At 65.3% G+C, this 13,005-nt stretch carries 7 protein-coding genes; 2 read left to right on the top strand and 5 right to left on the bottom strand.

What is annotated here, in order from left to right; all coding sequences use genetic code 11:
- Positions 1 to 73 precede the first annotated feature (73 nt).
- The 4 genes from ACIRG5_RS26235 to ACIRG5_RS26220 form a co-directional block, all read right to left on the bottom strand.
- Positions 74 to 1,459, bottom strand: a complete 1,386-nt coding sequence (locus ACIRG5_RS26235) for a hypothetical protein (protein WP_402908971.1) — start codon at positions 1,457 to 1,459, stop codon at positions 74 to 76.
- A 273-nt stretch (positions 1,460 to 1,732) separates the two neighbouring features.
- Positions 1,733 to 2,821, bottom strand: coding sequence for an integrase core domain-containing protein (locus ACIRG5_RS26230; protein ID WP_402908969.1), 1,089 nt, complete (start codon positions 2,819 to 2,821; stop codon positions 1,733 to 1,735).
- Positions 2,822 to 3,561: 740 nt separating this feature from the next.
- On the bottom strand, positions 3,562 to 5,817 hold the full coding sequence (locus ACIRG5_RS26225; protein WP_402908967.1) for a tetratricopeptide repeat protein: 2,256 nt from the start codon (positions 5,815 to 5,817) through the stop codon (positions 3,562 to 3,564).
- Positions 5,818 to 5,888: 71 nt separating this feature from the next.
- Positions 5,889 to 6,518: a hypothetical protein gene (locus tag ACIRG5_RS26220; protein ID WP_402908965.1), complete on the bottom strand. Its 630-nt coding sequence runs from the start codon at positions 6,516 to 6,518 to the stop codon at positions 5,889 to 5,891.
- A 9-nt stretch (positions 6,519 to 6,527) separates the two neighbouring features.
- Between ACIRG5_RS26220 and ACIRG5_RS26215 the strand changes: the two genes are divergently transcribed.
- Both ACIRG5_RS26215 and ACIRG5_RS26210 read left to right on the top strand, forming a co-directional pair.
- Positions 6,528 to 7,979, top strand: coding sequence for a hypothetical protein (locus ACIRG5_RS26215; protein WP_402908963.1), 1,452 nt, complete (start codon positions 6,528 to 6,530; stop codon positions 7,977 to 7,979).
- Complete coding sequence (locus tag ACIRG5_RS26210; protein ID WP_402908962.1) at positions 7,976 to 10,525, top strand: tetratricopeptide repeat protein; 2,550 nt, start codon at positions 7,976 to 7,978, stop codon at positions 10,523 to 10,525. The genes ACIRG5_RS26215 and ACIRG5_RS26210 overlap by 4 nt, the downstream gene beginning before the upstream one ends.
- Positions 10,526 to 10,914: 389 nt before the next feature.
- On the opposite strand, the gene ACIRG5_RS26205 is transcribed toward ACIRG5_RS26210, so the two are convergent.
- Positions 10,915 to 12,690 (bottom strand): IS481 family transposase, encoded by a 1,776-nt coding sequence (locus ACIRG5_RS26205; RefSeq protein ID WP_402908960.1) that lies wholly within the window; start codon positions 12,688 to 12,690, stop codon positions 10,915 to 10,917.
- Positions 12,691 to 13,005: the final 315 nt, after the last annotated feature.

Here is a 13,005-nt window from a genome sequence, read left to right as displayed (position 1 = left end):
CTCCTGGGGGTAGGGCTTGGGCACAGCGACATCCTCCCAGCTCACCATCACGGCAAGCCAACTCAGATGTCACCTAAAGGTGCAGCAGACCCGGCTTCTGGATCGAGCCCGCGCTTTGCGCTTGCCACATGACGAACGTTGCGGTCGCGAGTACCACCAGCAACCCGATGAGGGCACGTCCTGGCCGGTAGCCGTGTCCGATGAAAGCCCGTTTGGCCAGGTGCCACGGCCACGAGCTCCAGGAGGACCACCAGTGGGCCTTGCCGTGCTTGCGGCGGGCGTTCTCGAGCCGGATCAGAAGTCGCCGAGCTTCGGTGGTGTGCCCGTTGTCCCGCAATGTCTTTGCGAGGTGCTGGTACGGCTGGGCCTCGAATCGATCCGCGTGGTCTCGCAGCCAGTGCGACCAGTGCCTGTGCGCCGACTCCCTGGACAACATCGCGTACTTCAGGCCGACGACGATGATCTTGTTGTTCGAGCACTTCTTCCTTATGTGCCAACGAGGACGTTTATGCGTACAAACAGTTTCCGCTGGGAGACGGAGGTCGTCGGTCGAAGCGCAACCAAGATCGACAGTGAGATGGTTCTTGTACTCGTTCTCTTCGTCGTTCTTGATCACGGCCGCCTTCTTCGGAAGCAGCTCGCGCTCTTCGCCTCGCGGCGTGTCCCAGAGGTGTCCTGTGGCGTCCCGGCCTTCGCCGAAGTCGAGCCTTGAGCCGACGCGCACGCACATCAGGTGGACGGTGGCGAGCTCCTTGGACCTCGCGGTCGCGACGAAGCCCGAGCAGAGCAGGAGCGAACCTCCCACCTCGAGCCCTTCCGCGTTGAGCGCGGGGCCTTTCTCGTTGTGGATGTGCGTACCGTCGAGCCAGAAATCGCCCCGTACGTGTGCGTTGACGAGTTGCACCGCTCCCGTGTCGCATGTGGACTCCAGGCTGGCCGCTCGGAACCGGAGGGCACGGTCGACCTGGATTCCTTCGGCATGAAGTGAGGGCCCCTGCTTGTTGTGCAGGACTGCTCTGTCCAGCTCCAGATTGCGGCCGATGTGCGCGCCCAGCAAGCGAACCGCACCGAGGTCGGTGCCGCCGCCCGCCTTGAGCCCACGCAGGTACAGCGATCCGTCGACCCTGACCCGATCAGCATGGAAGTAGGGGATCACGCAGTTGTCCAAGTGCAGCCACGGCACACGTGCGTCGTGTGCGAGCATTGGATGATCCAGCCAGCAGTGTTCGAACTTGATCCCGACGGGGAACGTGCGAGAGTTGAATTCGAAGGACGGATGAGGCTCGCCCACGTTGTTGAGCGAGCCGGCGATACGCGCGTACCTGATGCGAATGCCATGCGGGTGGAGATCGTTGCCGTAGGTGCCGGCGAGGAGCCCGTGAATGATCTCCGCGTTGATCACGCGGTCCTCGTCATCTGTGCTCTTCAGACTGTCCAGAGTGATCTCGCCGCGATCCACCTCGCCACCCGATTTGGCGGCGTTGATCAGTTCCAGCTCGAGCTTGGTCGGTGTTCGTCCTGTCATGGCGGTACCTGCCGTGCTTGGCGATGGTGCTTAGCGCGGTCATCGCCGTGCCAGGACGAGCTGTTATCGCCTGTCCTGTATTTGTCCACAAATGTGCACCCGTTCGGCGCAACGGGCGTCAGCGCGAAGGTAGCGATCCCCGCCACGTGGTATCGCAATCGAGAAGACCCGGTAAGCCTATGCCACTCGAAAAGTCATCGCTGCAGCTCAAGCGACATATCGGTACTCGTTGATCACCCCACCGAGGATCCGCGTGCGGATGGGTCGACGACCAGCGCCGTCAAGATCATTCGCCGCTCCGGAGTGCTCTTGGACGTCTGGCGGTAGCTGGTCGCGGGCCTGGTGAGGCCGGTGCCTGTTGTAGTGCGTTTGGTAAGCCGCGAGGACTTGATGCGCATGGCCTTCTCCCATGATGAGGACGTGGTCGAGAACTTCGCGGCGGATGCTGCCGATGATCCGTTCGCAGTGCGCATTCATCTGCGGAGCTCGAGGCGCGGTCGCAATAACACGCAGTTCCTCTGCCTCAAATACGGCGTCGAACGTGTCGCCATACTTACCGTCGCGGTCACGCAGCAGGAAGCGCAGAGACTCCATGCGCGCTCCGAGCTCGCCAGCCAGATTCCTCGCCTGCTGCACCGTCCAGGCCCCTGTCGGATGCGCGGTGACGCCGGTGACGTGCAGGCGCCTGGCGCCGTGTTCGAGAAACGCCAGCGCGTACAGACGTGCGCCGAGCACGGTGTCGATGTGGAAGAAGTCCGCCGCGATGATGCCCTCGGCCTGCGCAGTCAGAAACTCGCGCCAGGTTGGACCATATCGCCGCGGCGCCGGATCGATGCCAGCGCGGTCCAAGATCTCCCAGACCGTCGAGGCACCCAGGCGATGACCAAGCCGAAGCAGCTCGCCATGGATCCGCCGATGTCCCCACCGCGGATTTTCCCTAGCGAGTCGAAGTACGAGCGCCTTGATCGGCGCTGCGGTTGAAGGTCGCCCAGCTCGCCGGCGCGCGGTGTGATCCCACTTCCGGGCGATGAACCTGCGATGCCAGTTGAGCAACGTGCCAGGAGTAACCGGGAAGACCTCCTGCCAACGCGAGCGATGCACCATTCTCGACAGCGCGGCGAACCAGAACCGGTCCGCAGGCTCGTAACGAACCGGGCCGGTCAACTGCCGACGAAGCACGACGTTCTCGTGCCGCAGCACAAGAAGCTCCGCGTCCTTGGCCGTCTCACAGCGAAGCAGCACCGCCGGAGCAGACAGCAACTTGCAAAATACTTGGTACAACAGCGAACCGATCACCCAGACATGCTCGCAGCCGACAGAACCGCACCGCTCAGAGCAGCGATGCCTTTCCGGGCGGCACAGGGTCTAATTTAAGATCAGCGGCGGTCCAGCAGTTCGCCGCGAAAGGCCCCGTTCCAAGGCCAGCATGCTCGCCGCTTGAGCACGCAGGAACCGCCGCCACGACGTGTCGGTACCACGGATCGGCGAGGGCGGAATCCGCAGCCGCTGGAGCACACGACTGATAGTTGACGCGGATGTCCGGGGGCCGAGCTTGAGCAACTCACCTTGGATGCGGCGATAGCCTCGCTGGCATTCTCCCGCGCCATCCGCCCGATCAACGCCACGACGGTCTCGTCGACCTGCGGGCGCCCAGTCCGGTTCGGGTAGGTCCAGTTCTTCGCGGCCAAACGCCGATGCCAACTCAACACGGTTCCCGGAGACACCAGCCGGTGATCCCGCAACCAGACAGGCAGTCGCCACACCAACGCGGCCTGCAGCGCACGATCAGCCCAATCCAACCGAGGACGACGATGACCTCGACGCAACACCGCGACCTCGTGCCGCAACACCAACAACTCCACGTCCTTGGCCACCGACGACCGGCCGAGCAGAACCAACCAGCCACCTAGCTGGACAAAGACGAGCTACAGCAGTCTCAGCGCCACCCCCACGATCATGCCGTCGAAACGACAGAACCCGATCACTCCAGCTCAGCGGGCGAGTGTAGGGTTCTGGCACCCACAGGCCGGTCGCCACTACACGGCCTGCTGACGCACCTCGTCGAGAAGCCGACTCACGCGTACGGCTTCCGCGGCGCCGAGTTTCGCGTACACGGAGGCCGACTCCGCCAGCAAGCGCATCATCGCGTCACGGTCAGTGGTGGCCGCTGCCATGCCTTCGAGACCACGTGCGAGTTCGAAGCTGCTACCGCAAGCTCTGCTGCACTCGACCGCTGCCTCGTAGGCAGTCCAGGCAGCGTCCAGTTCACCGCTGCGCAGATGCGCCAGCCCAAGGCAGTTGAGCGCCATCGCCCGGTCGAACGGAAGCTCGTGTGCGTCGAACGTGCGCAACGCCTGCTCGAGGTGCTCGACTGCCTCGGTGAATCGTCCCAGCCCCACCTCCGCCGAGGCTATGCCGCGCAACGTGACGGCGACGGCGACGGAAGAACCCGCTGTCAGGTGGAACCGCAACGCGTGCTGGTGCTCTGTCAACGCCATCTCGTGCTCACCCGCCGCATGGTGCACCCACGCCAGATTGCCCGAAGTGTTCGCAAGCCCGCGATGATCATCGATCGAGCGGAACGCGTCGCGTGCGGCCTCGAAGGACTCCTTTGCCAGTGCGCGATCGTGCCGCTCCAGGTAGGCCAGGCCCAGTCCGTTCAGCAGATACCCTTCCGCCTCACGATCCCCGAGTCGCAGCGTTGCTTCCAAGGCGATCGACTGCGCGGCGAGCCACGCGTCCCAGGACTTCGTCAGAAATGCGAATCCCTGCAATGCGTGCGCGATGTACCAGCAGTTTTCATCCAGCCGCAGCTGACCGGCCAGACGACACGTCGCGACGAGGTTGTCGAACTCGTCGTCCATCCATAGGACGGCTTCTTCCATCGTGGCGAACGCCACCAGCGGCAATCCCGAGGAGAAACCCTCCGGTGCCGGCCGTTGGTACCGGTGCGGTGCGATGCGCCTGTCCGCAGCTCGCGCCGCCGTAGCGTAATAGCCGGCCAACCGCCCCAAAGCGTGCTCGACATCTTGTCGGTCCGCGACCCGAAGCGCGTACTCGCGCACAAGGTCGTGGAACCTGAACCTGCCGTCTTGCCCGCGGATGAGGAGATGCTCGTCCGTCAGCCGCTCCAGCAGGATCTCTGCGGCGGGCGCCGCGACTCCGGCGATCGCTGCAGCAGCAACCGGATCGAAGTCCGCACCGGGATGACCGGCGAGCAGCAGGAACGCAGTCCGCTGCGACGGGGCGAGCATCCTCGCTGACGACTCGAATACCTCGACCACCGTTCGGCCACCGTCGTCCAGCTCGTGGAGCCGGTCCGCATCACCGCTCGCCAACCGGTCCGCGAATCTCCGCAGCTCGGCGCCGTCACGCCGGGACAGCCGCACCGCGGCGATTCGCACGGTGAGGGGCAGCAGCCCACACTGACGCACGATCACGTCGACTACCGGTTCGCCGACGCCAGCCGAGTTGATCGACTGGAACAGGGTCACCGCATCCACCACGGGCAACACGTCGACCTCGACCTGCCACGCATCGTCGAGCGAAGCCATGCGGTTCCTGCTCGTGATCAGGACGCCGCAGGAGGACGACGCGGGCATGAGCGGCTCGACCTGCTCGACGTGCGCGACGTTGTCGAACACCAGCAGCATCCGGCGATCGCCAATCCTGTCCCGGAACATGCCGGCGCGGTCGTCCACGTGGTGCGGAATGTGCTCACCGGCGACTCCTAGTCGACGCAGGCAACGTTCGAGCGCGTCAGCCGGCGGAACGGGAACCATGCCTGGTGTGTGACCGTGCAGATCGATGAACAGGCATCCGTCGGGGAAGAGTCCCAGAGTCTCTCTGGCCGCCCGAACGGCGAGTGCAGTCTTGCCGACTCCAGGCATGCCGTGCATCACGCAGATCCGCGGGACCGATCGCGGGCCGGTTCGCGCCGTCAGCAGTCGCATCACGTCGCCCAACTCGGTCCCACGTCCGACGAAGTGCGCTGTCTCCCTCGGCAGTCCGCTGAAGAAGTTGTTGCCCGGCAGCCGATTGCGGCGACGAACCGAATTCATGCGAGCGACCAGGCGCAACAACCGGTCGCCCGTGCCCAGCACGCCGTCACACGCTCGCGCGATCGACTCGTTGGCGGGCACAACGCCGTTCTCGACTTTGCTGAGCTGGCTTTTGCTGTAGTGGGTCTTCTCCGCGAGCTGGCTGAGCGACATGCCTTTCGCCAGCCTGAGCCGGCGCAGTTCCGGGCCGAAGTCGGTAGCCGAAGGATCAGGCTCGGACTTGGACTCCATGGTCACCACCGGAATCGGCTCAGGGACGGCATCTCCTGGCTACCCGTGCCGAGGTCCGAGCGCAACGTCGGTCAGTCCGGCAATCGCGTGAAATCCCCGTTCTCGAAGGAGATCCGGTACCGGCCAGGGCTCGTCGTGGCCGCCAGTCGCTCCTCACGACCCCAGAGCGTCCGCAAGATCGTCACGTCGACCTCGATGTGCAGGTCGACCTCGAAGACGTCTTTGGGACGCTGCATCAGGCACAGCACCGCATGCCCCTGTGGCCGCAGGAACTCGGCGCCTTCGCCGGGGCGTAGTTCCCAGCGCAGGGCCGGCCTGCCCAGGCCGAACGGGGTCGCCTGCCCGTCGAACGGCACGTCGGTGCTGCCGTTTCCCGGCGCCAGGTAGAGGGCGATGAAGTCCGGGTCGAGGAAGGTGATCCGCACCGCCATCCGGAGGTAGTGCCCTACCTCCTCCAACGGATCCAGGTCGAACGGGAACCACACGAACTCCCGCGACCAGCGCTCCACACCTACCTGAGTCGCGAACTCGCGCTCGGTCTTGGCGTCCGGAATGGTGATGTGCGCCTTACCGAAGGCGATCTGGCCTTGGAGTTCGAGCCTGTGGTCGTTGCCCGCCACCGGAACGCGCGAGTACAGATTCTCCCGCCCCGCGATCTGGTCGTCCGGCAGAGGCTCGCCGTTCCCGACTTCTTTGACCATCGGACTCCCTTGTCGAAGGAGCAGACTTTAGACCACGCCCGCTGGTGTCCCATGGCAGACTTGCGCCTCTCGCGGCGAAAGCATGCACCGAGTGACGTGGAGATGGCGTTGCACCAGCAGCCCCGGAATTCAGACCTCGCGGGTCTCACCTCTTTGCTCGGACGCCCTGTTGTCGCACAAGGGCTTGTCGACTGGGCAGAGCTCTCCGGGCGCGCGATCGAACCGTCGGTCGACGCGTGGCTGGGCAAGGGCTACACCGGCGCGATCACCGCCTCGCTCACGATCAGGGGGCGCGACACGCCCGACGAGCCGCCGGAGGGTGATCGCAACGTCGTGGCGAAGGTCATCAGCAGGGCCGAACGCAGCGAGATCGCCGTGCACCAGGCGGCTTTGGACCAGGCGCCAGCTGATTTCATGAGAAGTCACCTGGTGCAGCTCCGCTACGGCCCGGTCCAGATCGACCGCGACACAGTCGTGTACTTCCAGGATCTCGCCGGCCGCAGTTCTCGGTACCGCCCTGCCAAAGAGCTGGCCGAACGGCTCGTCGAGCTCACGGACCTCTGCTGCGCGGTGGTCGACGACGTCGCCACTGAATGGAACCTTGCCCCACGCGGCGCCAAGACGTCGGTGTGGGAGCTCGCTCATCAGGAGCTGCACCACCCCGTGACCACCAACGGCTCGGTCCGGCGCCTCACTACGATGTTCGGCATGGCGTCCGCTGGCGCCCGCGTCCTGCTGAACGACGGCGCCGATCCTCTTGCGAATCCATGGCTGCTGATGACGGACCGAACGGAGGTCGGCGCCCGGAAACTCGAGGTGCTGCGGGGACAGGGTCACGGTGATCTCCACCTTGGGAACGTCCTGGTGCTGATCAACCACAGCGGCGTGGTTCCCAAGTCGTACTGCTTGATCGACCTCGCCACCTACCAGGCGACCGCGCCGCGAGGACGGGACCCGATCACGCTGCTTCTGTCCGTCGTTTCGGTGTTCTGGCCGACCCTGATGGAACATCAGCGCCGAGCGCTTCTCGGCGACTTGACCAGGCCTGATCTCAAGCAGGACGCGCGTCAGGACCAGTTGCTGGGAGGTCTCGTGACCCGCGTCTTCAAGGCCACCTTGAATTCGGTCGAGAGCAACGGGTTCGAGCAGTCCTGGCGAGTGCAGTACCCGGTCGAGCTCGCCGCCGCCGCGTTGCGGTCCACGACGTTCGAGGACTACCCGGCGGACTTGAGGTGGTGGTTGGTCGAGCTGGCGTGCCGGGCCACCCAGGCCCATCTGGACATCACCGGTCAGCAGCTTCCCGAGGACAAACCACAGCGGCTGAACAACCCGTTCGTCGACGCGGCTGATCCTCGGACTCCGCAAGCGCCCATTCCGGGTGCGGGCGAGGGGAAGTACCCGGTGGACGGGACGCTGATCGGCCGCCGGAGCGGCACGAAGAGCAACGAGGACCCGGCATGAGCAAGAGCGATGCCTACCACGGCGACATCGCCGAGCACCCGTTGGCCACTGTGCTGCATGCGGCCTGGATGGGAGAACCGGCAGCCGCGGAGACCCTCGCACAGCACAAACCGCCAGGCCCGATAGCGCTCCGATCTCGCTATCTTCACGTCATGGACGCCTCGCGTGACGGGACCCTGGCGCCCGTCGACATCGACAGGTGGAACCACGCGATCACGGCCGAGACGCTCGGCGATCACGCGATCCGCACCGGCGAGTACGACCGCGCGCTCAACCTGTTCACTGAACTCGCGGACGACCAGCGCTTCGATCCGATCACCGTCACGAACGCCCGTGTAGGCATCGCTGATGTCCATCGTTCGCGCGGAGCGTCGAGCGCCGCCATCGACGCGTACGAGTCTGCATTGGTCGCCTCCACTCAAGCCGGATATCGCTTCGGCCGGCTCCGCGCATTGGTCCCGCTGGCCTACCTCACGCTGTTCCACCACTCGGTCACACAGGCAGAAGTACTGTTCGGCAAGGCGGCCAAGCTGGCGGAAGAACTCGAAGACCGCGTCTACCTCGCCAATGCACGCATGGGGGCTGCCGAGTGTGCCCAGCGCTCCGGGGCGCTTGACGACGCTGCCACCGGTTATCTCAGCGCGTACAACATGTTCGTCGAGGTGCGGACACTCACCGGCCAGGCAAACGCCGCGCAACGACTCGGCGCTGTCTGGCACCTCCTGGGCGATCTCGAGTCGGCGCGCACCTGGTACGTCAAGGCCGCTGAGGACTTCAAGGACGCACACGAGCCGATTGGCGTCGTCAACGTGTTGGAGGGGCTGGGTGACATCCTCCTCGACACCGACGACCCCGACCTGGCGGAGGTGCAGTACCGCGCGGCATACGACGTCGCTGTCGAACACGGACTGTCGCATGCACAAGCTCATTGCATTCAGAACTTCGGACGGGTGGCACGAGCACGCGCGAACTGGACCGAGGCCGCTGGCCTCTTCTCCACCGCTGCAGCTGCCTACCGAGACGCCGGTGATCTGCTCGGCAGATGCACGGCGCTGACGAAACGCGCCGAGATGCACGGGGAACTCGGTGAACAGCAGGATGAGGTGACCGCGCTCGTCGAGGCCGTGTTCACGGTCGAGGAGTTCCGCGCCGCACATCAGGACGCCGCCAGTCAGCACGAGTACCGAAGCCGGTTCGCCGAGGTCTACGCACTCGCGCTACGGGCCGCCGTCAACGCTCAGGACGCTCCGTCCTTCGTCGTTGTGGCGGACAGCTTGGCCGGCAGGCGACTCGTGGGATTGGCTGCGGCGTCTCTGCCTCCTGGAGCCGCGGACGAGCTCGTCCTGCTCCAGCACGTGCTCGCGAGCGCGGATCAGCGGTGGATCGCCGCGAAACGCCCAGCCGGGTCAGGAGGCATGCAGCTGTCACCTGACCTGTCGGCGCGGGAGCGCGTTCAACGGATGATCGGGGCTCGCGCACTCTCAGGCGCCCTGCCACGTCCGGCGAAAGCAGCGCTCGAGGAGTTGCTGGCCGCTGTCTACCTGCCACCAGCCGATGACGGCGCCGAGCTGTTGGAAGCGCTGCCAACGAACTGCGATGCACTGCAGGTGGTACCGGATCCAGCTGCCCCGCAGCTCGTCCACCGGTTGTGGCGAGATGTCGAAGGCCGGACGCACCTCGACACAGTCCAGCTTTCCGACGAGTGCCGGGAGCTGATCGCTGTGCTGCAGCAGAACAGCGACGAACACAGCGGACTGCGGCCTTCTCAGCTCGTGCCGCTGGCGGAGCTGATCCCGGAGCTGTTGCGCGAAGCCGTCAGCTCCTCGGCACGCCGTGTGCTCGTGTTGCCCGTCGGCGAGATGTGGCTGGTGCCCTGGGGCGCGATCCCGATCGGCGACCGGCTGATGCTTGGACAGCTCGCCGAGTTCGTCGTCTGCCCCACGCTCGGGCTTCAGCGCGTTCTCCGAGAACGGCCCCTCACGACCGCGCCCGACGATCGCCACACGACCTGTTGGCGCAGCCCGGTCATGCAGGCACTGCGCATCTCCATGCCGACGACCTCGTCCGCGGAGTTCGCGGAGAGCGCGATCAGAGCAAAAGAAGCCCTGGCCACCGGTACGCACACCATGATCCTCATGTGTCATGGTCGCCCTACGGATGGACCTGGCCACTATCTCGAACTCGACCTCGACGTCTGGTTGCTGCCTGCGGACATCCTGACCGCGAACGCCCCCGCTCGCCTGTACCTGATCACGTGCTGGGGCGCGGGAGTGCCAGGGCAGGCGATGACCGAACCTCTCACCATCGCCACTTTGTCTCTGACGAAAGGCACAGTCGAAGTCCTGGCGACCATCGGCGAGTTCGGTGACACCACCATCAGCAACACGTACGTCGAATGGGTCCTCGGCCAACTCGACAACAGGACAGTTCCCGCGAGCCTGGCGATCCACCACGCCACGGCGAAGTTGATGGGCGCACCTGGCATGTGGGCACTGCCTGTTCGCGATTGGGCACCGCTGCTACCTATCGGCACCTTCACGAGCTGAGGCGACCAAGCCCTCAATCCCACGGCGTGTCTTCACGACACGCAACTCAGGGCCTAAACGATCAGCATGGGATAAGCCTGCGGGGTGCCAAACATGGCCTAATCCGTCTGACCTGCGTATCAGGCTGTCACAGGTTCGTATTCGTGCTGCGCCAGGTCAGCGGTGACGCGGTTGGTTGTGGCGTCAGCGACACCGACCACGGCCTTCTCAACACATGTACGGCGGGCTCAAGAATATCTTCGTTGCCACTACCAAGATTCGGGCATGTACGCCGCAACTCGGCCCGATCGACATCTACCCTGTCGGCATTCCTATCGCCCTGCGGAAAACGCTGTCAATGTATGGACTCAGGACATGCTTGACGTTTTGTCGTCGGGACATGCTTGACCTCAGCCGGGCGTGACGCCCTTGCCTGTGACGTGCAGGCGGGTGATGGGTTTGAGGCTCTGACGGGGCCGGACAGCGATCTCTTCGTCGCCGTGCAGGACGCGCAGGTGGGTGTCTTCGATGACGACAGTGACGAGCTTGCCGCGGTGACGCGGCCCGAGCTTGATCCGCTGGCCGCCGACGAGGATGCGTCCGCTCGCATGGACCCGTCGTTGGGCGCGCAGCGATCCCGCGGGCAATGGTGGCGGAGGCAACGGGCTGGATGGCGTGCGGGCGCCCTGCAGCCGGGCGAGCTGCTCGGCGGGGATCGGGCAGGGCCAACTGCCGATGAGGGCGTTGTCGAGCACGGCGTGCATCAGATGGCCGTCCAGTCGCAGCGCGATTCTGCGGCTCGCGTGGGCGAACCCGATCAGGTGCGTGGTGCCGGCGATGGTGACGACACCGTCCTTGTTGACCGTGCGCTCGATCTCGACCGCGCCGCCCTCGGGCAGCACGGGGATGCCGTCGCGTCGGCGCAGGGCGGGTAGTGCGGGTTGTGGGCCGGCGGCGCGGGCGCCGCGCATCACCAGGTGGCGAAGGTCCTCGGGCCGCAGCCGGGATGCGATGGTGCGCACGACGTGCCCGTCGCAGCTGAGGTGGACGCTGCGCTGGTCGGCCCAGATGGTGACGGTTCGCCCGGCCATTGCTTGGTGCAGCGAGACCTTCTGCCGCCCGGACAGCACGCTCAGCTCGCCGCTGGGCGGCACGCGGGCCTCGAACTCCACGGCCATCCCGTCCGGGGCGGGCGTGGGCGGCTCGATCACGTCGATCGCCAGGTCAGGCGTAGGTTCGTCCGATGTGGACTGAGGAACTTCAAGCCGGGTGGGGCCGTTGGGGCGGAACAGGCTGGCCGGGGTGGCCATGTCCAGTGACTGGTGCGGCCGCTGCTGGTTGTAGCCGGCGACCCAGCCGTCGATGGCTTCCTGCGCCGCGGTGATGGACTCGAACGGTGCGACGTGGTCGAGGAACTCCTCGCGCAGGGTCTTGTGGAACCGTTCGATCTTGCCGGTTGTCGTGGGTGAGCGGGGCTTGGTCAGCCGCTGGGTGATGCCGTTGTCCCGGCAGATCCGCTCGAACAGCACCTCGACCGGCAGCGGCTTGGTGTACTTGCCGGTGAACTGCTTTCCGTTGTCGCTCAACACTTCCGAGGGAACTCCGTAGCGGCGCATGGCTGCGGTGAACGCCTCGCACACCGCCCGGCCAGTGGGCACCGCGACCACTGTCGTGATCACCACGAACCTGGAGTGGTCGTCGATCCCTGTGACCATCTTGCACTGGCGCCCATCGGCCAGGGGCACGCCACCGACAATGTCAAGCTGCCACAGGTGCATCGGCTCCGCACGCTGCCAGCGCCGGTACTTGCGCTTGTGCTGCTGGGCTTGCGGATCGATCAGGCCGTTGCGCACCAGCACCCGGTGCGTGGTCGCCCGCGACGGCGTCGGCTCGACACCACTGCGGCCGAGCTCATAGCTGATCCGGCGAGCACCCCACCGAGGATGATCACGCCGCAACTGGCAGATCAGCGCTTCCACCTCGGCTGCCGTGCGATTCGGGCTGGTACGCGGACGCCGCGACCGATCCGCCAAGCCCGGCATGCCTTCTTGCTGGAAGCGTTGCCGCCAGGTGTGTAGCGACTGCCGCGAGGTCCCATACCTGGCTGCGACCTCGCCGATCGGCGACCCGCCCAGCACTTCGCACACTGCCCGGTAGCGGTACTCCACCGTCGCCTGCTGATCCACAACCGCCCGCCCCGAGCCTGCCTGCTTGATCGAGGACGAACAAGATCATGATCGCGCGGACACGTCAAGCATGTCCCGACGACCAAACGTCAAGGATCTCCTGAGCCCACACACCGACAAAAACGCTCGTGAACCTAACATAGCAGAGTTGAACGAGATAGGAGAGCAGCTTCCAGCGAAGGGTTTACGCGAACTACTTGGATTGGCCCTCTAAATTGGCGCCGAGCTATCCATATCCACATGAACACGCGAATGTTGCACGCTTGCTACGCGTGGGGGTTCATGTCCCCCTCGGACATTCTCTTACCCCACGGG

The organism is Lentzea sp. NPDC102401 (assembly GCF_044765805.1).
In the GTDB taxonomy this organism is placed as follows: Bacteria; Actinomycetota; Actinomycetes; order Mycobacteriales; family Pseudonocardiaceae; genus Lentzea; species Lentzea sokolovensis.
This window is presented reverse-complemented; position numbering and strand designations above follow the sequence as displayed.

Coding starts and splice junctions, on each gene's coding strand:
- ACIRG5_RS26225 (WP_402908967.1), bottom strand. CDS start 5,817: ATGGAGTCCAAGTCCGAGCCTGATCCTTCGGCTACCGACTTCGGCCCG.
- ACIRG5_RS26220 (WP_402908965.1), bottom strand. CDS start 6,518: ATGGTCAAAGAAGTCGGGAACGGCGAGCCTCTGCCGGACGACCAGATC.
- ACIRG5_RS26210 (WP_402908962.1), top strand. CDS start 7,976: ATGAGCAAGAGCGATGCCTACCACGGCGACATCGCCGAGCACCCGTTG.